Annotated in this window: 24 protein-coding genes and 3 pseudogenes; 24 read left to right on the plus strand and 3 right to left on the minus strand. The window is 33.1% G+C overall.

Going from position 1 to position 24,390, the window contains the following annotated elements; all coding sequences use genetic code 11:
- The first annotated feature begins 3 nt into the window (after positions 1-3).
- The 19 genes and pseudogenes from MHH59_RS10275 (at position 4) to MHH59_RS10365 (ending at position 17,001) form a co-directional block, all read left to right on the plus strand.
- A complete protein-coding gene (locus tag MHH59_RS10275; RefSeq protein ID WP_002135897.1) occupies positions 4-255 on the plus strand; it encodes an EsaB/YukD family protein in 252 nt (83 codons plus the stop codon).
- 73 nt (positions 256-328) lie between these two features.
- A complete protein-coding gene (gene essB, locus MHH59_RS10280) occupies positions 329-1,528 on the plus strand; it encodes a type VII secretion protein EssB (RefSeq protein ID WP_340851179.1) in 1,200 nt (399 codons plus the stop codon).
- 43 nt (positions 1,529-1,571) lie between these two features.
- Entirely contained in the window at positions 1,572-6,083 is a 4,512-nt protein-coding gene (essC, locus tag MHH59_RS10285) for a type VII secretion protein EssC (protein WP_087995699.1), read from the plus strand.
- Between the two features lie 12 nt (positions 6,084-6,095).
- Positions 6,096-6,518, plus strand: coding sequence for a YwqH-like family protein (locus MHH59_RS10290; protein ID WP_016092741.1), 423 nt, complete (start codon positions 6,096-6,098; stop codon positions 6,516-6,518).
- A gap of 3 nt (positions 6,519-6,521) precedes the next feature.
- The gene (locus MHH59_RS10295; protein WP_078214028.1) at positions 6,522-6,824 is read left to right on the plus strand and encodes a TIGR04197 family type VII secretion effector; all 303 of its coding nucleotides are present in this window, start codon (positions 6,522-6,524) and stop codon (positions 6,822-6,824) included.
- 17 nt (positions 6,825-6,841) lie between these two features.
- Positions 6,842-8,347 (plus strand): T7SS effector LXG polymorphic toxin, encoded by a 1,506-nt coding sequence (locus MHH59_RS10300; RefSeq protein WP_087995703.1) that lies wholly within the window; start codon positions 6,842-6,844, stop codon positions 8,345-8,347.
- Between the two features lie 34 nt (positions 8,348-8,381).
- The gene (locus tag MHH59_RS10305) at positions 8,382-9,176 is read left to right on the plus strand and encodes a hypothetical protein (RefSeq protein WP_078214030.1); all 795 of its coding nucleotides are present in this window, start codon (positions 8,382-8,384) and stop codon (positions 9,174-9,176) included.
- 87 nt (positions 9,177-9,263) lie between these two features.
- Complete coding sequence (locus tag MHH59_RS10310; protein ID WP_046959244.1) at positions 9,264-9,728, plus strand: DUF5085 family protein; 465 nt, start codon at positions 9,264-9,266, stop codon at positions 9,726-9,728.
- Positions 9,722-10,168 (plus strand): DUF5085 family protein, encoded by a 447-nt coding sequence (locus MHH59_RS10315; protein ID WP_078214031.1) that lies wholly within the window; start codon positions 9,722-9,724, stop codon positions 10,166-10,168. The genes MHH59_RS10310 and MHH59_RS10315 overlap by 7 nt, the downstream gene beginning before the upstream one ends.
- Before the next feature lie 289 nt (positions 10,169-10,457).
- Positions 10,458-10,703: a hypothetical protein gene (locus MHH59_RS10320; RefSeq protein WP_078214032.1), complete on the plus strand. Its 246-nt coding sequence runs from the start codon at positions 10,458-10,460 to the stop codon at positions 10,701-10,703.
- 179 nt (positions 10,704-10,882) lie between these two features.
- Entirely contained in the window at positions 10,883-11,011 is a 129-nt protein-coding gene (locus MHH59_RS10325) for a hypothetical protein (protein WP_016120105.1), read from the plus strand.
- A gap of 21 nt (positions 11,012-11,032) precedes the next feature.
- On the plus strand, positions 11,033-11,872 hold the full coding sequence (locus MHH59_RS10330) for a DUF3952 domain-containing protein (protein ID WP_078214033.1): 840 nt from the start codon (positions 11,033-11,035) through the stop codon (positions 11,870-11,872).
- Between the two features lie 19 nt (positions 11,873-11,891).
- A pseudogene (locus MHH59_RS10335) lies at positions 11,892-11,981 on the plus strand (DUF4176 domain-containing protein); the annotation flags it as partial.
- 270 nt (positions 11,982-12,251) lie between these two features.
- Positions 12,252-12,512: a hypothetical protein gene (locus tag MHH59_RS10340; protein WP_078214034.1), complete on the plus strand. Its 261-nt coding sequence runs from the start codon at positions 12,252-12,254 to the stop codon at positions 12,510-12,512.
- 105 nt (positions 12,513-12,617) lie between these two features.
- Positions 12,618-13,163, plus strand: a complete 546-nt coding sequence (locus MHH59_RS10345; RefSeq protein ID WP_340851180.1) for a hypothetical protein — start codon at positions 12,618-12,620, stop codon at positions 13,161-13,163.
- Between the two features lie 460 nt (positions 13,164-13,623).
- Positions 13,624-14,389, plus strand: a pseudogene (locus MHH59_RS10350) (hypothetical protein).
- Positions 14,390-14,451: 62 nt separating this feature from the next.
- Positions 14,452-15,213, plus strand: coding sequence for a hypothetical protein (locus MHH59_RS10355; protein ID WP_078214036.1), 762 nt, complete (start codon positions 14,452-14,454; stop codon positions 15,211-15,213).
- A gap of 62 nt (positions 15,214-15,275) precedes the next feature.
- Complete coding sequence (locus tag MHH59_RS10360; protein ID WP_016092732.1) at positions 15,276-16,052, plus strand: hypothetical protein; 777 nt, start codon at positions 15,276-15,278, stop codon at positions 16,050-16,052.
- Between the two features lie 175 nt (positions 16,053-16,227).
- Positions 16,228-17,001, plus strand: coding sequence for a DUF3952 domain-containing protein (locus tag MHH59_RS10365; RefSeq protein WP_078214037.1), 774 nt, complete (start codon positions 16,228-16,230; stop codon positions 16,999-17,001).
- 298 nt (positions 17,002-17,299) lie between these two features.
- Here the strand turns inward: MHH59_RS10365 and MHH59_RS30835 are convergent.
- A pseudogene (locus MHH59_RS30835) lies at positions 17,300-17,374 on the minus strand (GNAT family N-acetyltransferase); the annotation flags it as partial.
- A 169-nt stretch (positions 17,375-17,543) separates the two neighbouring features.
- On the opposite strand from MHH59_RS30835, the gene MHH59_RS10370 reads away from it, so the two are divergent.
- Together MHH59_RS10370 and MHH59_RS10375 are read left to right on the plus strand one after the other, a co-directional pair.
- Positions 17,544-18,569: a tyrosine-type recombinase/integrase gene (locus tag MHH59_RS10370; protein WP_201056197.1), complete on the plus strand. Its 1,026-nt coding sequence runs from the start codon at positions 17,544-17,546 to the stop codon at positions 18,567-18,569.
- Between the two features lie 1,013 nt (positions 18,570-19,582).
- On the plus strand, positions 19,583-21,052 hold the full coding sequence (locus MHH59_RS10375; protein ID WP_201056199.1) for an SIR2 family protein: 1,470 nt from the start codon (positions 19,583-19,585) through the stop codon (positions 21,050-21,052).
- A gap of 1,008 nt (positions 21,053-22,060) precedes the next feature.
- On the opposite strand, the gene MHH59_RS10380 is transcribed toward MHH59_RS10375, so the two are convergent.
- Positions 22,061-22,888: a hypothetical protein gene (locus tag MHH59_RS10380; protein ID WP_340851181.1), complete on the minus strand. Its 828-nt coding sequence runs from the start codon at positions 22,886-22,888 to the stop codon at positions 22,061-22,063.
- Positions 22,889-23,112: 224 nt separating this feature from the next.
- Positions 23,113-23,346, minus strand: a complete 234-nt coding sequence (locus MHH59_RS10385; protein WP_201056209.1) for a helix-turn-helix domain-containing protein — start codon at positions 23,344-23,346, stop codon at positions 23,113-23,115.
- 140 nt (positions 23,347-23,486) lie between these two features.
- Here MHH59_RS10385 and MHH59_RS10390 point away from each other — a divergent pair, with 140 nt between their 5' ends.
- The 3 genes from MHH59_RS10390 (at position 23,487) to MHH59_RS10400 (ending at position 24,386) form a co-directional block, all read left to right on the plus strand.
- Positions 23,487-23,792 carry a hypothetical protein gene (locus MHH59_RS10390; RefSeq protein ID WP_201056211.1) on the plus strand — a complete coding sequence of 102 codons (306 nt, stop codon included), beginning with the start codon at positions 23,487-23,489 and terminating at the stop codon, positions 23,790-23,792.
- Between the two features lie 14 nt (positions 23,793-23,806).
- The gene (locus tag MHH59_RS10395) at positions 23,807-23,932 is read left to right on the plus strand and encodes a DUF3961 domain-containing protein (RefSeq protein WP_201056213.1); all 126 of its coding nucleotides are present in this window, start codon (positions 23,807-23,809) and stop codon (positions 23,930-23,932) included.
- Between the two features lie 160 nt (positions 23,933-24,092).
- A complete protein-coding gene (locus MHH59_RS10400) occupies positions 24,093-24,386 on the plus strand; it encodes a hypothetical protein (protein ID WP_201056215.1) in 294 nt (97 codons plus the stop codon).
- Positions 24,387-24,390 lie beyond the last annotated feature (4 nt).

The following is a 24,390-nucleotide window of genomic DNA, read 5'->3' on the forward strand; positions in this document are numbered from 1 at the left end:
GTAATGGCAATACAAACGCATATTAATGTAACGGTAGATTTTAGTAAATGGAATGGAAATACATATGATTTGCGTATTCCGAATCATCAATCTATTAAATATTTATTGAAAAACTTATTAGATACGTTAAAGATTGATAATCATGAAGGTTCACATTTTGTAATGAAAGTGAAAAATAAGTCAATTATTTTAACAGATAATGATCGTTTAATTGATCACCAAATAACAGACGGAGATATTTTACAAGTTTTATAAAGAATATTTCTTACTTTTAGTTTTTTGAAAATAAGTTATTACTGGTTATAAAGAAAAGGAGAAGAGGATAAACATGACGGAAAAAACAATTCAAATTGATGCAATGAACTATCAATTTCAAATAGAAAAGGAAAATTGGAAATTGGAGATGACAAAATCTCAAACACGTATAAAAGACTTCCGTCAATTTGATGTAATTACGGGCGCATCATCTGAATTTGTACCATTAACGATAGAAGAAACGGATGATATGTTTACCTTTATATTTCAAGTGGATAAAAAATTATATAAGTGGGATGATCTTAGCCGTTTTGGAAGAAATGAGAAATTAAGACTGCTTCGAAATGTTGCGCAGTTTCGTAAATATTTAAATAAACGAATCACGTTCTTTTTACATCCGGACAATATAGTTTTTAATGCTAATTTAATGCCAAGTATTATACATAGAGGAATTCGAGATATTGTTCCACCAACCCCGTTGTTAGAAGAGCAATTTTTAGCACAATATAAGTGTCTAATTATCGCTTTATTCTCCCAAAAGCACAATTTTGATGATTTGTATGCTGGGTTACTAAAAGATGCAAAAGAAACAACATTTGAACAGACGGTTGCTCAAATGGAAAGCTTAGATGCATTACTGCAGTTTCTTGATGACAGCTTTGAGAAGGAACAAACAAAAACAGAAAAAAATATGCAGTTAGTACCTAAAAAGAGCTATAAATCGTTTAAATACTTAGCTTTTTCCTTCATAGCGGCGACAGTTATTTTAGCTGTTCCTTTAATATATTTCACTTTTATAAAATTTCCTTATCAAAATAAATTATTAGAAGCAAATGCGAGTTTCATAGCAACTGATTATGACAAAGTAATTGCGCAATTAAATGAAGAGGAATTTGAATCATTACCGATTGCATCTAAATATGAGTTAGCATTTGCATACATTACAGCTGAAAAACTAGGTGAAGATCAAAAGAAATCAATTATGAAAAATATTAGTTTGAAAAGTGATGAAAAGTATTTGCTGTATTGGATGTATAACGGAAACGGTAATTTTGATCAATCATTAGATTTAGCTAAGACACTTGATGATCCTGAGCTTATTATGTACGGCCTTGTTAAACAAATTGAATCACTGAAAAATAATCCGGATTTATCAGGCGAAGAGCGTGATAAAAAATTAAAAACATATGAGCAACAATTAGATGAATATCAAAAGAAATATGGCAAATCATCAAACGATAAAGACTCGTCGAACACAGAGAAAAAAGAGTAAGCAAGCACTTGATGAGACAGTTGAAAAGGAGCAGTGAACACGGATGGAGCAACTATTAGTATTGACTTATGGAGACAAAATATATAAGTGCACATTACATCCAAATGAGCAATCAATAGTGTCGATTGGAAAAGAGTGGACAAATGATATTACGAATCCAAGTTTAGAACAAGAAGTAGAGTTAAAGTGGAATAATGAAGTAAATGCTTGGATGGTAAAAAATCAATTAATAGAGTTCAATAAGGAATTTGAGATTGGAAAAACTAAAGATGTGAGCTTGAAAATCTTTATATCTATTATCGGCACAAATAAAGTGTTTGATATAGGGACGAAACATTCTCTTACATTGAGTCAAAACAGTTTTGATGATATTTCTATTACCGGGACAAATGTAGATTTAATGCTATCTCGTGAAACGTTGTACGATTCTTTTAGAGTAAACGTATATGAAGGGGATGTATTTCATAATTATACGAAGCTAAAAGATAGCGCTATGTTAGAAGCAGGAGATCAATTATATTTTGATGGTGTTTTAGTAGAGATAGGCAGTGAAGATATTCAAGTATTGTCTTCAGAAGAGAACGTTAAATCTACGTTACCTATTTTAGTAGAATCAGAAACGAATTATCAAAGTGGTTATCCAGACTATCATCGTTCACCACGTATTATTTACCGTGAACCAGAAGAGAAAATGACAATTGCAAAACCTTCAAGTATGCCGTCAAAACCGACTGAGCATTTGGCGAGAATTATTGCACCATCTCTTGTCATGATTGTCGTAACAGTATTACTCGCTATCTTTATGAAATATGGAATGTTTATTATTGCATCGATTGCGATGACATTAGTAACGATTATTGTTTCTGTCACATCTTATATAAAAAATTTAAAGCAATATAAAATTGACATTGTTGAACGTGATAAAAGTTATAGAGCGTATATAAAACAAAAAACGAAAGATTTACATGCAGAAAGTGAAAAGCAGCGTCATGCATTACAATTTCATAATCCAAATGTTGAAGTAATACGTAATATGGCTGTGCAAGTAAATCCACGTATATATGAAAAAACAATGCTACATCATGATTTCTTAACATTTAGCGTTGGGACAGGACAAGCTAATACGAGTTTTGAAATCCAATTTAATGAAGAAGAATTTAGTCAAACGAAGGATGAATTAATTGATATAGCGCGTGAACTAAGACAGCGTTATCTTTCTTTGGAAGATGTACCTGTTGTAACAGACTTGATAAATGGACCGGTTGGCTATATTGGACAACGCTCTTTAGTGTTAGAACAATTACAATTATTAGTTGTGCAAACCGCGTTATTCCATAGTTATTATGACTTGCAGTTTATTACTATTTTTCCTGAAGAAGAAAAAGAAAAATGGGATTGGATGCGCTGGCTACCTCATGGAAGTGTTCGCGATATAAATGTACGTGGATTTGTATACCATGATCGTAGCCGTGATCAAGTGTTAAATAGTTTGTATCAAATATTGAAAGAACGAAAATTAAAACTAGATGAAAAAAGTTCAACTAATGAAAAAATGTACTTTGCACCGCACTATGTCGTTCTCATTACAGATGAAAAACTAATACTAGACCATGTTGTTATGGAATTCTTTAATGATGATCCGAGTCAATTAGGTGTATCACTTGTATTTGTACAAGATGTTATGCAAAGTTTACCGGAGCACGTGAAAACGGTAATTGATATAAGAGATGCAAAACAAGGGAACATCATCTTAGAGCAAGGAGAGCTTGTTAACCGTCAATTTAAATTGAATCATGTACCGAAAGGGTTCAATTTAGAAGATGTCTCACGTGCATTGGCACCGTTAAACCATTTGCAAAACTTAAAAAATAGTATTCCAGAAAGCGTAACATTCCTAGAAATGTACGGTGTTGAAAAAATAAAAGAACTGAATATCACAAGTCGTTGGGAGAAAAATGCAGCACATAAATCTTTAGCTGTACCACTTGGATTACGTGGTAAAGAAGATATCGTAAACTTAAACTTACATGAAAAAGCTCACGGGCCACACGGCTTAATAGCAGGTACAACCGGTTCAGGTAAGTCGGAAATTATACAATCGTATATTTTATCTCTAGCAGTCAATTTCCATCCTTACGAAGTTGCCTTTTTACTAATTGACTATAAAGGCGGCGGTATGGCGAATTTATTTAAAAACTTACCGCATTTATTAGGAACAATTACAAACTTAGATGGAGCACAAAGTATGAGAGCGCTAGCATCAATTAAAGCCGAATTACAAAAAAGACAACGATTATTTGGAGAAAATGATGTCAACCATATTAATCAGTATCAAAAACTGTATAAAGAAGGCTTAGTAAGTGAACCGATGCCACATCTATTTTTAATTAGTGATGAATTCGCGGAATTGAAGTCAGAACAACCAGAATTTATGAAAGAGCTAGTTTCAACAGCGCGTATCGGGCGTTCACTCGGAATTCATTTGATTTTAGCTACGCAAAAACCGAGCGGTGTTGTAGATGATCAAATTTGGAGTAACTCGAAATTCAAACTAGCACTGAAAGTTCAAAATACGTCGGATAGTAATGAAATTTTAAAAACACCAGATGCTGCTGAAATTACATTACCAGGGCGTGCTTACTTACAAGTTGGGAATAATGAAATTTATGAACTATTCCAATCAGCTTGGAGCGGGGCAGACTATGTAGAAAATAAAGAGGATAAAGAGCATTTAGACGCAACAATATATGCAATAAATGATCTAGGACAATATGAAATATTAAGTGAAGACTTAAGTGGACTTGGTAGTAGTAAAGAAGTAATAAGCGTACCATCTGAACTTGATGCTGTTATTGACTACATTCATGATTACGCAGAAGTAAATGAAATTGAAGCGCTAGCTAGACCGTGGTTACCACCACTTCCAGAAAGCGTATATTTACAAGACTTACACGCTATTCAGTTCAAAGAAGCATGGACGAAAGAAAAAAAACCATTAAAAGCAACAGTTGGTCTACTAGATCAGCCTGAATTACAATCACAAACACCATTAACATTAGATATTAGTAAAGACGGACACGTAGCGGTCTTCTCAAGTCCAGGCTACGGAAAATCAACATTCTTACAATCAGTCATTATGGATGTAGCTCGTCAGCATAGTCCAGAGCATTTGCATGTGTATTTATTAGACTTCGGAACAAATGGCTTAATGCCATTAAAATCTTTACCACATGTGGCAGACATCATTACATTAGATCAAGTTGAAAAATGCGAGAAATTTCTTCGTCGCATAGAAGACCTATTAAAAGATAGAAAGCAATTGCTAAGTAAATATGGCGTTGCAAGTCTTGAAATGTATGAGAGAGCTAGTAAAGAAGTATTACCAACAATATTAATTACGTTAGATAACTATGATTCTGTTAGAGAAGCTGGATTTGTCGAAGACTTTGAACGCATTGTTGCACAAATTGTACGTGAAGGGGCAGCAGTAGGAATTCATTTAATGCTTACGGCTACACGTCAAAATGCATTGAGAGTACAAGTAAATACAAATATTAAACTACAAATTGCTCTATATATGATAGATGAGGCAGAATCTAGAGCTATTGTAGGAAGAACAGAGTTAAAAATTGAAGAATTAGCAGGACGTGGTTTAGTTAAAATTGACGAACCAACAATCTTCCAAACAGCTTTACCGACAAATGGAGAAGATGTCCTTACTCGAATTGAAAATATACAAGCTGAAGGAAAAGAGATGGATTCCTTCTGGAATGGAGAAAGACCGAAAGCAATTCCTATGGTACCTGAAGTTCTGGAATACAAAGAATTTATTGCATGGCCAGAAACAAGGAAAATTATTGAAGCAGGCAAACTAACATTTGGTGTAGAAACAGAAAGCGTTACACCTCTCGAATTAGATTTAACGGAAGCGTCTAATATTGTTGTAGGGGGAATTAAGAAAGATGAAGTTGAAAATGTAGTTCATCAATTCCTTCAACAGTTAGCAGACAGTGGTCACTTTGACCTAGGTTTAATTGATACAAGAACACGCAATTTCTCAAACTATAGAGAGAGTTCTGCTTTATATGTAGCTGAAAAAACAGGAATTGAGAAAACGATTAAACAAGTTACAAATGCTTATAAATCGAGAGAAGCGGCGTTTAAAGAGGAGCAGGAAGCATCAAGTGAAACAGTGAACCCGGCAGAATTTATTAAGAAATTTAAGCCGATTGTAATCGTAATCGCAGATGTAAATGATATTTTAAGTAATTTAGAAGATAGCGATATATATAGTTTGGCGGAATTAATAACAAATGGTGCATTTATGGGCATCCACTTCGTAATTGGCTGTGATGTTGATTCAATTGACAGTCGATACGACTTAGTTTCAAAAACAATAAAAACGCAATCTCATGTTATTTTACTTAGAAAATCATCAGGCCAAATGGTCTTCGATGTATCTAATAAAGATTTAAGTAGTACAAAATTAAATCCATTTGAAGGGTATTTTGTTGAAAATCGTTTTGCTACTAGAATTAAAGTGCCAACTATTTAAGGGGGGATTTGCATGGGGATAGAGGAATTAAATAGTCAAAAATCTGGTTTATTAAGTAGTATAAGTCATCAACAAGGGCAATTGGCTGAATTACAAATGAAACTACGAAGGCTAACAACTGCTAAAGGGAAATTTGTAAATAATCTTGAAGCAATTAAACAAAATCAAGAGCAGTTTAAGTCTTTAGAAATAAACGAGAGTAGTTGGAAAGGGCAAAGAGCAACTACCTTTAAAGAAACGTATGAACAACAAGTTATTTCTAATTTGGGGAGGTTTATTGGAGAACTAGGGAGAGTGCAAGAAGACATCGATCAAGCTATACGGCGGCTTGAAAGAGAAATCGCTACATGTGAGTCTAGTATTCTTTCTCTAAGTAGAAGTGTTTCAATGGTTGACGCTAGTATTCAAGTAGAAGTACAGAAGGCGGGGAAATGATAAATGGGGGAAATTAAATTAAATAAAGGGGTATTTGATGCGAAAGTAAGTGAATTGAAAAGTGGGGCTAGTGATTTAGGTAAGACTAAATTTAATGGTATTCAGTTGAGTCGTACGAATTTGACTAGGCTGATTCAATATTGTGAAGCAATTGAACAGTTATCTCAAAAGGTGCAGCAATACGAACAGATATTAGAAAATGACTTAAATAAAATACAACAAACTGGGGAGAAAATAGTCGAAAAAGACGAACAACTTGAGAAGCAATTAAGGATCGGTTCAATTCATCATGCTATGAAAAATTAAAATAGGGTGGGAGAAGCGTGGATAAAAATATAGAGTTACAAGAAGTAAAAGAACTTCAAAATAGATTTCAAGCAAGTGCCACTGAGTTGAATCTACAATTTGAATGTTTGATGCAAAAAATACTTGATTTTACAGAGATTAACTCTTTTCAAGGGAAAGCTGCTTCTGATATTAAAAATTATTTATCTACAGTTCATGGAAGTGTTATTTTTAAGTATATGGAAGCAGTGGAATTATTAAAAGAACAATTTCAAAAAAGTATTAATGATTTCAATAGTACTGTAGACAGTGATGCTGATACGAAAATTTATGGAATTTACTTGGATGATGTAAAGAAAAAAATTAATGGGTATAGTGAAGGATTTAATCTATCTAATGACCAAGCAAGACAAACTGTAGGGTCTGTTAGCGACATCATCACAATTCAATATCCATCATCAGCAGGGATCATGGAAGGGTCTATAAAAAGCCAAAAGGAAATTAGTGACACTTTAGAAAAATTAGAAGCTTATAATAGTAACCAAAGTGACCTACAAACGTTTCAAGAAATGATACGTGAGTTAGATGATGGAATGAATCGAGTACAAGCTTATGGCGGGGATTTTTCTAGTGATTCAATAGAAAAAATAATGCCCGAAGAATGGGTAGCAGCAACAGTTGTGACTTCGAAAGCTTGGATAGGCGGTTTTAATAAAGGAAATAAATGGGGAAAAGGAGTGACATCTTCATTTTTGCGCTACCATTATATGAAAAAAGTTTTAGGGTTTGGTACGCAGTTTGACATTTTAGATGGTGAGGGACAATTTTTATTAAAAACAACCAAACCGAAACAAATGGTAGAAGCTCTTGAATTTTTAAAGGCTGATAAGAACGAGGATCATATTTTTAAATTTCTTAAAGGTAGAGTAGAAGAGTATTTAACTGGTTGGATGAGGACAACTGATCCCAAAGTAACCGATAGAGAAGTAAGAATAGCGAAAAGAGAGATTGTGGAATTACCGGAATTCACAGCGTATAAAGATTTCAAACTAGACTGGAAGAGTAATGGGTTCGTAAAAGCTGTTGGAAACAAATCTTGGAGTTCACTCAAAACAGAACTCGGAAAAGGTATTACTGATTTGAAGCCTTGGAAATGGAAGGATACACTCAAAGAATTAGGTGGAGTAGGGAAAACAATGAAAAGTTTTGGAATAGCTGGATCTGTTCTTTCCGTTGCAAATAATGTTGTAGAGGCTAGCGATAATGCTAAAAAGAATGGTGGTTGGCAATTACATGACGTAGTGGATATAGCAACGGATTCAGCGGTAGATGTTGGAACAACTGCTGGAGCAGCTGCAACTGGTGCTGTAGTAGGTTCATTTTTTCTGCCGCCTATTGGGACAGCAGTTGGAGCAGCGGTTGGGATAGGAGCTACATTTTTAATGAATGAAAAATTTGAAACTTTTGGAGGAGAAAGTTTGGTAAGTGGTACAAAAAAAGGTATAAAATCAGTGACTAAGAAGATTACATCTTTATTTTGGTAATATAATATAGTTCGGGGAAAGGTGGAGTTAACAAATGTGGAACATAAAAGAAGAAGATTTAGATGAATTTAAAATAACATGTAGACATCGTTTAAGCCCTGAAGGAGCTATGTTGTTTATGTTTGGTGGAATGCTTTATAGTTCGTTATTGATGCTTTTTATTTTTGTAGCATTAATTAGATTTGGCTGGGATTACTATCCGACTCTTTTTGACACAGTAATAGTTAGAATGGAATTGTTGTTATATAGCCTACAAGTAATCTTTTTTATTATATATCTGATCCCTAAGGTACGTTTTAAATTTCAAAAGCTCCAGACATTGGTAATATTATTATATGCGTTTCAGTTAGGTACTATAGGTCTTACGGCATTTGTTCTTCCAGGGATGAGTAATTATTCTATTAATTTTATTACGCTTATTTATGTAGGTTTACTAGTATTAGGAGCATTACTTGTTCATGGTGTAACAACAGTTGATACTTTTAAACAAGCAAGTAAAGGTGCATTTAGTATGGGAGAAAGATCTACTTCATTTTTTAATAAGGCAAAGAAAAATGTAATGTTTGGTGTGGCAATTTGTGTACTAATTCTTCTTGTTTTAATTTATATACAAAATAATTACTCATTGAGCATAATGTTTGGTTACTTTATATTTACGTTCATCATGTACGCGATAGCCATAGGCGCAGCTGAGTTCCAATTATTAGCCTATTGTAGATTTAAATTTCCATCATTTTATATTTCATGGGAAGAACATGAAAGAGAACGCCAGGAATTCTTAAAGCGTTATAAAGAGAGAGAAGAAAAGAAAGAAAAAGAAATAAAATGAGTTGAAAATTGCTCAAATCTTAATAGGATATATGTTATAAACTTGATGACTATTTATGAATCCACAAGTTGAAAAGGGGGAGATTTTGTGAAAGTTCAGCATAAAGCATTGTCACTTTTAAATTTAATAAGCATTACTCAAATTGTAAAAAAAGAAGATTGGTTGTTACCCGCAAGAGCACTTAGAAATCAAGTAGTTCGTAATGGGATATATGCAGTAGGACCTGTTCTATATAAATATTCACAGTTAGAAAATGAACCAGAATATGGGGAATATACGTATTGTATTCCTGTCAATGGAAGAGTTGATTTAGGTGAGAGCTCTGCATATGAGTATTATGATGCTTTAATTATTAAGAGTGCTCTATGTGTGCGATTTACAGATGAAGATGGTGATATTGAGGAGGCTTATAACCTAATACGTGAGGTTGCAGAGCAGCATCATATGAAATTAGATAGTAGTTTTTATCACGTATGTTTAGATGTATATGGTGATACATGGTTAGATATTTATGCTCCTATTATAGAAGTAGGTGAAACAGTGAAATGCTAATTGAAAAACAAAGTATTGCATATACAAATGTTGTTTCAAGAGAATACATTTTTCATTACCCAGATATGAAAGAAGCAATTGAAGATTTTATGTCAGAAATTTCAAAAGCGAATTTAACGATAAAAGGTCCTATGTTTTATTCTTTGAAAAATATACCATCTGATGGAAATATGTATATTGAATTATTTATGCCGGTAAATGAAGATGAAATTCCAACGTCAGAAACACTTCAATTTAGAAGTTATTATTATGTGGATGAGATGCTCATGAAACGATATACGGGAGATTATGAAAAATTAACAGAGCAGGTATATGGTGAAATGCTTCTGTATATGGAGGATAATAATCTGAATTTAGCCTCGCCAATTTATCATGTGTTTAGCGGTGATGAGTCTTTACAGTATGTTGAAGTGAAGATTGCTGTATTTAATGAAGAATAATATTTTAAGCTTGTGACTTTTAAAATATGGAAACATCATGAAATATCATAAAAGAGATAGTTTTGAATAGGGTTTGGGGAAATGACATAAATAAAACCTTCTCTTCTCGTTAGAATGAGGAGGTTTTTCGTTCTCAAATCTATATGTAATTAACTTAATATTTCGACATGTGATTTTCAACGGGCTCATTCTGTATTGGTAGTAGTTACGTGCTATAGTTCGCTTTGTTGCTATTTTGAAGGGGAAAGTTTATTCAAAAGTCAATTTGTAAAGAGAGGAAGGTGTTACTTTGAATAAGGATCGGAATGTTTTGAAAACAGAGAAAAGTTTTTTTGGAAGGACAATAGTATCTATATATAAAGCGTTAGAGTTTATAATGAAATATACAATGATTCTAATAATAATAATGTCCATATTTGTAATAATCGCTGCTATTTACTTTAAAATATATGAGGGTATAGGAGCGGGTATATTTCTCTTAATCTCTTCATTATTTGCATATTTGGTGTTTTTTAAGAAAAGTAAAAATGCCTAAATTAATAGTGAAAATAAAATTTAAAAGATTAACTATAATACGTTATTTCAAGAGGGAAAGTTTTGAATATGGCATGAATTTATAACAGCAAGAAAACCTTCTCTTTTCATCAAAATGAGAAGGTTTTTATATTTAATCCACATGATTTAAGTGAATGTAGTTAAAGGTGGGACAATTGGATGTGGAATATAAAAGAAGAAGATTTAGATGAATTTCGGATGACATGTAAACATCGCTTGAGTCCTGAGGGTGCTTTAGGATTTATGAAAGGAACAATAAGGGAACATAATGAAACTAAAAATGCCTAGTGTAACTAATGAGGTGACAGTATGAAGTTAAAGAGGAAAGCGAAGGTGATGATAGTCGTGTCTATAGTGGCAAGTTTATTAAGTGGATGTGGTTTTGGGAAAAATCAAATAGATTATAAGCCATTTGTCAAGGATTTGGATGAAGGTGACATGAAAAAGGTTATGTCTGCAAGTGATGATGGGTATGCGTATGTGAAAGAACGGGTTATTGATTTTACCACAGAAAAAAATGGTGATGACAGAATTCATAATACACTATATCAAACTACTGAAGGTATATATAATTTGAAAGAAAATTTATTGTATGGAGAAACCACTCAAAAAATAACAAATGATATTACGAACATACAAGATAGACATAAGGATAATAAATATAAAGAAGAAGAAAAATATAGCACTAGGTTTATGTATAAAGATCGAAAGGGTTACAGTTCTGATTCAAGCTTGGATGTTTCACATGTAAAACTAATTTTTAATAGATTGCAAGGTGTTGGGAGTTTACAACTGAAAGTAGATGGAGATAAAAAGAAATTTAATGAACCTAATACAGTTGGTTTTACGTTAACGGAATCACAATTTCAAGAGATAATTAACGATAAATTGAATTTACAATATGATAGTTTTGAAAAAGCATCAATTGCATTTAATTTTAACGATTCTAAAAATACGAAACAGCATCCAATGCAAATAATACAATTAATAATTTTAATTGTATATGAAAAGAAAAATAGTGAGGGGAAATTATTAACACATACTCAGCAAATATCTGTGAATTTTAGTAGTAAAAAGGATAATGATCAGGCAGCTAAGCAAGATTATCTGAATTATGAAAAGTCTTTTCAAAATAATAAATCATTCTAAGGGAGCTGATTTGTTTTGAAGAATTGAAGGTCAATTTGCAGCTAAGTTTAAAATGTGGCGGAATGAGTTTGTTGAAAAAGTAATTGAAAAAAATAAGAAGAAACATTAAGCACAAGAGTTAGAAATGAAGGGGGAAATAAATTAAGAAGGAAATAAGGGTGTGAGTATTGATTGAATAAAATTTTAGCTAATAAATTAGTTATTGTTGTTCACGAATAATAAAGTTGTTAAAAAATAATAAAATTATTTCAAAAATAAAATAGATGTTTTGAAAAATGGTATTAATTAGAATTTATACTTTTTATCCTGTACGATGAAAATGGGTATATTTCGGTATTTTTATAATTAGGGAAAAGTTATTCTAAAAGGAGTATGTTGAGTGAATCATAGACGTAAGAAAAAGAAACCGAAACAAATAAGAAAAGAAGCTGTTCAGATAAAATCGATAGTAGCAGAAAAACCACTAAAGAAGAGTAGCAACAAGTTGGTTGATATTCTCCTAGGTGTTCTTCTTTTCCCAATTTTTATATGGGCTGTCTTGGAAGGTTCTACAACACAAGTAAGCAAAGGGAAGACTTTCCTTATTATCGTTTTCTTTATCTTAATTGCAATAAGTTTATCTATGATAGGAAACAAATAAAGGGGGAGTTCAGATGTTTAAGAAGAAGGAGAAAAAAACATTTACGTTAGACTGGTAAACACACAAGGGGAAATCATTCGAGAGTTTAATTGTACAGAAAAAGACTTGCGAAAAGTAAAAGAAAATGGTGCTGAAATTCGTTTGGTTGGAGATAACTCATATGAGATGGTAGCAACCGATGAACAACTAGAAAAACTAGCAAGAGTTGAAGCAGAAATCGAAGTAGAAATCAAGGCATGGGAAGACGCTTTAAATGAGAGTTTGGATGAACGAGAGGAAAGAGAAGCAAGACAGAAAGAATTGAAAGAAAAGAATAAATGGAGTAAAAAGAAGAAAGTAATCGTATTTGGACTCATATTCTTTGTATTCATTGGATTACCTATTATTGAGGGGTATCAGAATAGTAAACTAGTTGAAGGAGGTACATCATTACATGCAGAAATTGTAGGTAGGCATGTAGAGAAGGAATTCATGTTTACACACCCCACATTAGTAGTTGAGGTAGACGGTAAAAAGCATAATGTATGGGTAAGTGAAGAGACATATAACGGAGCAGAGTGGTTAGGTAGACTAAAAGTCATCAAAACAAAAGATGGTAAAGTTGAGAAAGACCCTAGGTATGAGGGTGAAGACTTAATTACGAGTTATTAAGCAGTATGTTTTTAATATTCGCTCCTCAAATTAAATAACATTATTATTTGCAAAAATCGAATCCATTAAAATAAAATACAAATTTTAAATAACTGTAATAACCTCCTAACATATTGTTGATGGGAGGTTATCACCTTTCTGAAGATAAAATTAAAGAGCTATATTATCTCGATACAATTGTGATGACAGTAACGTTTTTACTAAGTGAGTGCAATTTCGGAGAAACAAAAATAGAGTATGAGGGATATGCTTAAGTGAAAGAGAGAAGAATATTTAGAGCTTTTGAGGAGAAAGAAGGCTATTTGAACTGTAAAAAGCATTCTGATTATGTACGGTAATTATACATAAAAGATTATCTAAATTTAGTTACACAAAGATGAATGTACATAAAAAGTTATGAATGTAATGGGATTTTAGTGAATGAAAATTATTTAAACTGTATAGAAGGTGAAAATTCAGGATGTGGAATATAAAAGAGGAAGATTTAGAAGCATTTCGGATGACATGCAGAAGGCGTTTAAGTCCTGAAGGTGCGACGGGATTTATGCTCGGAACGATATTTTATACTTCATTATTTATGGTTATTATTTTTATAGGAGGAATAGATTATTATACTACCTTGTTTGATAAGGTAATTGTTAGGATTGAATTAGTGTTATATGGTTTGCAAGTAATGTTTTTAATTCTATATTTATTCCCTAAAGCTCGTTATAAATTTCAAAAATTACAAACGCTCGTTATATTATTATATGCATTTCAACTTGGAACTATCGGATGCACGTTATTTGTTCTTTCTGGAATGATTGAGAATTCAATTGATCTCCATACACGTGTTTATATAGGTTTATTAGTATTAGGTGGAAGTATTGTTCATATTGTGACAACAGTTGATACATTTAATCAAGCAAGCGAAGGTGGTTTTAGTAGTGGGAGCAAATTAGCTTCGTTTTTTAGTAAAACAAAGGGACATGTTATACGAGGTGCTGTAATTTATGTGTTAATTCTTCTTGTTTTAATTTATATAAATAATAATTACTCATTAAACACAATGTTTGGTTATGTGTAATGTTGTTATGTATGCAGTAGCCATCGGAGCGGCAGAGTTCCAGCTCTTAGTGTATTGTAGGTTCAAATTCAAGTCATTTAATATGACGTGGGAAGAGAATGAGAGCATGCGTGGGAGATTTCGAAAGCGAAATACAAAATCTAAAACGAAAAGTAAATAAGAGTGAAATAGAATTTAAGTGTATGAGAATTATTTAAACTATATAGAAGGTGAAATGTCAGGGTGTGGAATATAAAAGAAGAAGATTTAGATAAATTTCGAATAACATGTCAAGGGCGTTTAAGTCCAGAAGGTGCTGCGGGTTTTATGCTTGGAACAATATTTTATATTTCAATATTTATGTTTGTTATTTTTGTAGGGGATTTGAATTACTACAACAATTTTTTTGATAGAACAATTGTTAAAACTGAAATTGTGTTATTTAGTATTCAAATTATATTTTTAATTATATATCTATTTCCGCAAGCATGTTTTAAATTTCAAAAGTTACAAACGCTAATCGTATTACTATATGCGTTTCAACTTGGAACGATATTATTTGTAGTTTCGATTGTTTCTGAAATGGGTGATAATTCAACTGGTAGGACGTATACCGGGCTATTATTTGTAGGAGCAGTTATTATCCATATTGTAGCAACGCTAGATACATTTAAACAAGCAAGTGAAGGTGCGTTTAGTAGTGATGAAAGATCCACATCGTTTTTTAGTAAAACAAAAAGAACTATGATAAAGGGTGCTACAATATATACACCAATAATTCTTATATTGATGTATTTTCAAAATGATTATTCGATTGATTTTTTAGTTATGTATGGAGTAGGAACTGTTTTAATGTACGCAGTAGCAATCGGAGCGGCAGAATTCCAACTATTGGCGTACTGTAGATTCAAATTCAAGTCATTTAATATGACATGGGAAGAGAATGAGAGAATGCGTGGGAGATTTCGAAAACAAAATAAGAAATTCAAAACGAAAAATAAATAATATATAAATAGAATTTTAGTGTTCGAAAAATAATTGAAACGAATAGAAGGTGAAGAGCCAGGATGTGGAATATAAAAGAGGAAGATTTAGAAGCATTTCAGATGACATGTAGAAATCGTTTAGACCCTCAAGGTGCTACAGGATTTATGTTTGGAGCAATACTATTTAGTTCAATAACAATTTTTTCTATTGTTTTATCAGCTGGGTGGGATTACTGCATGCTTCTCTTTAATATAGGAATTGTTAAGTTAGAAGCATTTTTATATATTATACAAATAATTCTTTTCGTTATTTATTCATTTCCGATAGCTCAATTTAAATTTCAAAAACTACAAACCCTTGTCGTATTATTATGTTCATTCCAATTGGCAACAATAGCTCCTATTGCTTTGACTGTTACTAAAATGGCTAATAATTCAATTGACTGGATTACAATAATGTATGCGGGTTTATTGCTTTTAGGAGCAGTAATTTTTCATGTTTTGACAACAATTGATACATTTAAACAAGCGAGTAAAGGTGCGTTTAGTATGGATGAAAGGTCTGCTTCTTTCTTTAGTGAAACAAAAGGAAAGATGATGAAGTGGGCTACACTATACGCAGTAACTATTCTTATTTTGATATATTTTCATAATAATTATGGGTTTGATGATCTATTTATGTATGTAGTAGGGACCTTTTTAATGTATACGATAGCCATAGGTGCAGCTGAATTTCAGCTATTAGCATATTGCAGATTTAAATTTCCATCATTTAATAAAACGTGGGAGCAACATAAAAGAGAGACTCCGAGATATCAAAAGAAAAATAAAAAAAGTAAATCGAAACGTAAGGCATAAAAAAGTGAGTATTGTAAGTTTTGATGATAGAAAAGTAATAATTTACAGGAGAGTATTTTAACTTCTAAAAGAAAATTTAATTATGTAAGGTGATTAAAGTGATTAGAAGGTTATCTGATCGAAAATGTAGAGTGGGTAGTGTGATGATGAAATGAACAAAAAAAGGGTTTCTAAAATGATTACTATCATAATAATAATCAGCCTACTACAAGCATGTAGTTTTTTTGAAAAAAAGATAGAATATGAGCCATTTGTCAAAGCTTTGGATGAAGGTGACATGAAAAAGGTTATGTCCGCTAGTGATGATGGATATGCGTATGTGAAACAAAGAGGTATATATAGTACATATGAGCAAAAGGAAGATGGAGAGCACAGTAAAACAATCTATCAAACTTCGAAAGGCATATATAATACGAAAGATAAAAGTTTATATGGAAATACAACACAAGAAATTACCTCGGAAGTAGATAATAAAAATTATAAAGAAGAAGTTAATTATAGTACAAATATTAGTTATGAGAATGGACAGGCACAAAGTACGGATTCAAGTCTGGATGTTTCATATGTGAACTTAATTGTAGATCGTTTAAAAGGGATAGGGAAACTAAAGATGAAGCCAGGAGATGATATAAAAAAGTTTGGTCAGCCTAGTACTGTTGGATATAAACTAACTGAATCAGAGTTTCAAAGTATTATTAATGATAAGTTGAAAATACGATATGATGAATATGGTGGTGGATCGATCGCACTGCATATTGAGTTTACAAATGGTTCAGAGCAGATATTGGAAGTAAGTATTGTAGTGAATTATAAGAAGAGAAATGATGAGGGCAAGTTAGTAAAATATATATCACAAATACATACATCTTTTGATAGTCACCAAGGTAATAATCAGGATGCGAGACAGGAATATATTGATTTTAAAGCACAGTATAATAAGAAGCAGTAATATTAAGAAGGGCATTTGCACGTAAAGATAATAGCGACATAAGTGTGATAAATGTTTCATAAATTTTTCTATTTGTAGTGGAAAGAATTTGAGAATAAACAGGTAGCCCCAATTGCTGGAGTAGATGCAACAATTGGGGCGTTTATCTGTCTAAATTTAGTTTGAGTACATAATATTTATTAGTTAGAGTCATGGCTTCGCAAGTAGTTTCTTCATCGTCATAATAACGGTGTGAAGTTTTTCTATAATCTGCTTTATTGCTAAGTTACAACTATTTCCGCTTATAGAGTACCCCTTATTATCGATACATCGTCCACATTCCAATATCTTTAAACCCTAGTCGTTTATAAATACGTCCAGCTGCTGGATTGTTACGTTTTTGGGAAACGATAAGATGGGAAAAGAGTTGTGGATAACGATAGAGTGAGCGTATAAAAACAAGCATATTAAGGGAATGAAAACAATACTAAATTGTTCAATATACGGTTGTGGATAACGGCCTTCTTAACGATGGAATCTAATCGTTAGGGAGGTCTTTTATTTTGTCGTTAAAAAAGAGAAAAAGGATTACGAAGATATCTAATGACGGGAAAAAATACCCTAAGCTAACAATTCAACAAGCGCTCGATCTTGCTATCTCAGGAAAGCGTGCAGAAGGCTGTAGGGAAAGGACTGTAAAGGATTATATCAAAATGTGGAGATATTTCACTGATTGGTTATATGCGAATTATGACGTAGAGTATATCGATGAATTAACAGCGGAAGTCTTTCGAGAATATATAAATTATATGAAACACGATAAAAAACGCTACGATACCCATAAAGTGATACACACAGACAACCGAAAAGTTGGTTTAGCTGATACGACGATAAATATTAATCTTAGGACGTTACGATCAATTTTTAATCATTTGCAACGGGAGGAAATTATTCAAGTAAACCCAATGGAAAGAGTTAAATTATTGAGACAAGACATCGATTTAACGAATTGTTTAGAGGACGAAGAGGTCAAAGCGATATTGCAGCAACCTAACTTAAGAGATTTCGTTGGATTTCGGGACTTCGTAGCAATTAACATGTTACTTGATTCTGGATTAAGGATTCGAGAGCTTGTTAGTTTGCGAATTGCAGACATCGACTTTCAATCGCGTTTTATAACAATTTCACCAGATAGAAGCAAAAATAGAAAGCCACGCTTAGTACCGATTTCCACACATGTTACTAAGCTAGTTTTACAACTCGTAAATGAAAACAAAGCTAATTTTAAAAGTGATTTGATATTTTTAACAAGTTACGGTGATCCATTGACTACCATTCATTTTAATAAGCGATTGAAGCATTATGCAGACAAAGCAGGAGTTAAAGGGAAGAAAGTATCCGCGCATGTATATCGTCACACGTGGGCAAAAAACATGATATTAAATGGATGCGATGTTTTTACTTTACAAAAAATCGGCGGATGGGCTGACATACGTACAATGAGACGGTATATACAAATGGATGTTAAAGAAATGAGAAAGAGCCATGATGAATTCTCACCGCTAACTAAATTAAGAAGAACAAGATAAAAACAAAAAAAATAGAGCATCTATCAAGACGCTCATTCTGGGTCGCTCCCGCCAAGAAGACGACTCACAATAATTCAGTTTAAAACTAAATATCGGAATACCGTAAACCCATTACCTTCATTTTATCGAAAAAATTCGAGGAATGCAAGGCTTCTTAAGTGCTGCCTTTTTTAAGCGGTAAGAAATGTGGTTTACGGTAATTTCCGAACGTGGAATTGCCTGTAAACCACGCTAAAAACTGACTGGATCGTCTACGTTCGTGCAGGGGACACTCGTCATGTCCCTACAAAGTAGGCAACCCGTAACGTATTCCTATTCGTATGTTGCGGGAAGGTGAGAGCGACCTATAACGGCTCGGGTGGTAGCCATGAGCATTAAGGTGCTCGGGAACACGTTCAGCTTGTCGCACAGGGGTGGCTTTGTGTAGTGGACAGGTCATTGTTAAAGGACGTGCGCGATGAAAGTCGCCAAGCGAATAGGGTCTATACATACGGAACACTGATAAAGCAAGGCATGGCAAAAGCCGTGTAGCCGAAACGTAGACGCTTGTCTCTCTTACGCGCTTCGTTTATTTTTTAACGTAGCGACGTAGGGGACAAGTCCGCCTGCCAGCCGTTTTCCTAACTTCGCTTCGGCATGATAGAAACCGTAAGCCCGAAAAACCTTAAAGTCAAGGGCAAAGACGAAAAATAACGAAAGATAACGCCACTGGCTACGAGAGGTGTAGGATGGTAGTGATTGCCGCTAACTAAGCGAGGTGTAGGATAGTAGTGAAAGGTCTGATCCGGGAAGGTAAAGGATAAGGAGTTAGGGGACAGAGGTTAATTCTAAGCGGAAATACCGAGAGAGTACGTTGATAAATCAGAGGAGGAATTGCGGATGGGAGTTACGGGAAGATTTGATTAGATAATTAAATTGTTTGAATATATATTTGTATAGACATTGACTGCATTTCTATAAAACTTTATCCTAGTATTAAGGTAATATTTACTAAGAATTAGGGAGGGGCTTTTATGTACAATGATTATTTAAACGATTCCATGACTAGGTTAAAGTCAGTTATAGATGACAGTGGTACGCGTCCTATATTATTTATTGGAACAGGATTATCTATGCGCTATCTTAATGCACCAAACTGGGTTGGCTTGTTAGATATGTTAATACATAGAAATCCAAAGTGTAATTATCCGATTGCATATTACACACAAAATTGTGAAGATAACCCTCATATTGCTTCACTTTTAATTGAAGAATACAATAAATATGCGTGGGATAATTATAGAAATGGAGTTTTTCCAGAGAAATTATACGAGCCTGATAATCATAATAGCATGTTTTTTAAATATGAAATATGTAGAATATTTGAGCGGATAATGGAAACCTTCAATTTAGAGGAAAATCCATTAAGTGAAGAAATCAAGCTTTTAAAAGAATTGAAACCTCACGCCATAATAACCACTAATTATGACAAGATGTTAGAAAAGATTTTTCCTGAGCATTCTGTAACTGTAGGTCAACAAGTTATAAAGTCTAAAGAATCTTTACGTATTGGTCAAATTTTAAAAATACATGGCTGCATGGATAGGCCAGAAGAAATAGTCATTTCAAAAGAAGATTATGAAGACTTTCATGAAAAACAAAAGTATTTAACAGCTAAATTACTCACATATTTTATGGAACATCCAATAATATTTTTAGGATATTCGCTTTCGGACTCAAATATAAAGAAAATTTTATTAGATATCGCTGAAATGGTTTGTGAAAGCCCTGATGAAATAGTTGATAATATTTGGTTTGTTGAATGGAGTAAAGACTCTATACCAAATGAGTACAAGCCGCCTAGTGATAAATATATTGCGTTGGATGATGGGAAAAGCATTAGAACCAATTATGTTCTTTTACATACATTTGAAGAATTATTTAAGAATTTAGATCAAGGAGACGTTTCTTCTGTTAATGCCTTACAGAGTCTCGAGGATAAAATCTATAATATTGTAAAAAGTAAATCTATCTCTGACTTAAAAGTAGATTATCTAACGATGAGTCACATTGAAGATGAGGATACTTTAGCAAGATTAATGGGATTTCAACGTACGGATGATACCGGACAGGGTGAAGTTCGAAGTGTTTCAGTTATTGGAGTAGGTGTAATGTCTGATCCTGAACAAATTAAATTAACGTTTCCATTTAGAATCTCTGATATCGCTCAAGAGTTAGGTGTCAAAGGTTGGTATTACGTTAATAAACTTATAGAAGAAATTACGGAACAGACAGGAGTAAATATAAAAGAAACTAGTAATAGATATCATTGTGATATGGGAATAAAAGAAAATCAACCCCAACATAGATATTCAGCAGAAGCGATAGAATTACTTAGAAAAGTACTGAACAAAGAGGAGTATTCAGTTTACGATGAAAATAATAATCCTGTGAGTCCTGAGATTACAGAAGAACAGCCCAAACAATTAGGTATGGAAATTTAAAATAGAGCCGTCTATAATAGGGCGGCTTTTACTAGTTTAGGATATTTAAGGAAACTCTATGGTGAAATTTCCTTAGGATTGTCAGAATCCTTTTGCCGTGCGTAACGATGTGCGCTTGTCGCACGAGGTTTAAGTCGAAGTCAAATCGTGGTATGTACCACGAATAAGTAAACGAGAATTACGTGACGTAACGTGTTTCAACGGTGAAACGTTCGTAATAATTTGTAACCATTAAAACGGTACGATACGACCTTATTCGGACAGATCAATGGCATGATATACAAACGTTGCTACATGGCAACAAACGATCCTACGTCGAATCAAACGTAACGACGTCGTTACAAGCGAGTGCACGTACATGCATACTTAACATAACTTAACATTTGAGCGCATTCTCACCGTTATACACCACGTTACATATTACCAGCCGAACGCTCCCGACGCACGTCCACCCTCCGAAACTCACCCTTCAATTACTGTATATCGTATACAATATCTCTTTATACAGCCGATGTATAAACCGCATAACAGCAACGTTTGTTATCGGTGCATAAACGATATAAATCATATGCAGTAATCGGAAGGAGTATAAACGTTGCTATGACGGTATTCACCGCTTGTTGTAACTATAACGGTTACTTGAAATAATTATTATTATGTTAACTAGCTATGAATGAAAAACTGCATAAAAAGCGGGCGATTCCGATCGTATTTTTGAATGCCGGGGGCCCTCTCTTCACTGGCTTGGCGTCCAGGTGGGGAAAAAGTCCGGGCAGTATTTTTTAAACACGAGGCTTCAAATCGTCAGTATATTCTTTGTATTTCTTATGTTATAGTTCTTTCCTATGTATCTGTACTACAACGCATATATGTACTCAGTGTCGCTGATAATTGTCTAAGAAAAATGAAGTTAGAACATAATTTATCGTTCTTAATTATTAATAGGTTATCTAAAAGCTTATTTATAAAAACCTCCTATATTCATTATAGGAGGTTAAGTGATTGAGCTTAAAGTTTAACTTTTTTTCTTCTTTTTCGTAGATATAATAAATCAGGAGTATCTATTACTACATAGGGTTTTCCAGTATTAAGGGAAAAATTCAGTTTTCCACAAACAATAGTCGGGACGCCTTTCCCCCATTCGTTGGGTATTACATTCCAAAATATAGATTTTAAATCTTCGCCGAGTTTAATACTGAAGCTAGAGGAGGCCCACTTTTCACTTGAATTTAACCATGCATTCCCATCTGAACTCCGAATGTATCCATAGAACATGCCCCATTCACCACTCATTTCAGGAGTAATGTCATCAAATGAGCATAGAATCTCATTAATTGATATTTTTTCATATTCTGTATCTAGAACATAATTGTCATCCTCAAATCTATTATTTAACGCTTCATTTAAGATTTTAGGAAGAGATTTTGTTTTTATCAAATCCTCCATATTAGTACTTCCGGTAAACCTTCGCTTGCTTTTTCCAGATTTATTTACATGCTCAATAAGATCTTCTAAGGAGGAAATGGTTTCTATTTTGAAATAATTTTGTAATTTAAGTTTATACTCTTCTTGATTTGCATTTCTTTCTGGTACTTCTTTTCGTTTTTCTTCATTTCCATCAGACGGATTGGAGTTTCCTAAATCACAATTTTTTTTATGTTTTCCCCTAAAGTAAGGGATTTTTCCATCTTTTCCTTGTTTAACAAAGGTAGCTTTGTGTTTACATTCAGGACAAATAAGAAAAGGTTTAATTTGCTCTCTTTCATATGTAGACATCTGTTGCATTTTATCAGCGAAAATGGTTTTTCCGTTCCTACTATTTAGTGCATAATCCAATAATAACTCCTCCCACAATGCAAATATTTAATATAATAAAATTATAGCAAATTGCAGTTAATATAATTAGAAAAATTTGTTAAAAATGTGACGTGCACAATTATAATGAAAAAACTAATGTAAAATTTGACTATGTATACAACGTACCCACATCGATATATAAAATTTTCTAAAAAATAGACTTAATTTCTGTTTGTAGGAAATTATATACGAAAAAAGACACCTTATTTGATGTCCTCTTCATCTTCTACAATTAGTAGTAATTCATTCATATCGGTAATATTTAATTTATCTGCGATTTTCTCTAACGCTTCTTTTGGATAACGCTTCATTTTTCCGCTTGCTAGCTCACTTATAGTACGAGTAGACAATCCGTTTTCATCATCGATTAAATCTTTCTGATCCATACCGCGAGATTTTAATATGTCACGTAGCTTAACTTTGATTCTCTTTGCCACTATGTATCACCCCTTGCCTATATTATATAGATAAAGGTGAATTACGTAAAATGTAATTTTAGGGTTGACAATTACGTTTAACGTAATTTATGATATAGACATCAGTTACGCTAAACGTAATTAAGAGGAGGAAACGAGAAATGAATCTACAGAATATCGAAGAGGTAAACGTAAATATCACGGTAAAAAACGGTGATGGATCAAAAGTAACATTCGCTGAGAAAGCTTATAAGATTACGGATAAACACGTTTTATCTATCTATGAAGACGGAATTTCAATCGAAGAATTCACTTACAACAATAATGACGAAATTGTTCTTGGCGCTACGGTACTAGACTTAAACGGAAATTTAGACGAAAGCTTGGTCGATATTACTCAAATCGGCAATATGAGCGCACTTGATTTTCTTTTAGTACTTGCATCGATTAAAAAGGATACCCACTGAGGAGGTGTGAAACTATGTTCGCAAAACTAAATGATTACTTTGGGCTTGAAACGTTATCTGACCGTGTTTGGTATTACGGAGTTTTCGGTGTAGGCGGTACGTTATTTTTAATCGACATGGCAATCGTGTATTTTTTATAAAAATCGAAAGGTGTGCTATGAGGTTTGTGTGCGATAGGTAGGCATGCAAACAAATAGCCTAAGCGATGATACAAGGTAGTATGGAGGCGTTTGGCCACGGTTGCATATTATTTTGGGACAGTTCATCGACCTATTAAATTAACAAAGGGGGAAACGAAGCATGGAATTAAAAGCGGGAGAAGTATTTCGAATGGAAAGGCGATATCCTATTGACGATACCTATCAATCTTACATGTTAGAAGGCTTAATGCTGAACGACGAGTTATTTTTGACAGCGAATGATGAACATTTAGGGGTCTATGATTTGCAAACGTTCTTGGAAACGAAGGACTTAAGTAGGAATTTTCTACCGATGCATATTTATAGTAAGCGACCGTTATCTATTACGGACATTAGTCAGTTTAAAAACAAAAGTATAATCGATTTAATCTTATATTACGTAAAAGCAAAATGATTAA

It is taken from the genome of Bacillus sp. FSL E2-0195, from assembly GCF_038003645.1.
Taxonomy (GTDB): Bacteria; Bacillota; Bacilli; order Bacillales; family Bacillaceae_G; genus Bacillus_A; species Bacillus_A mycoides.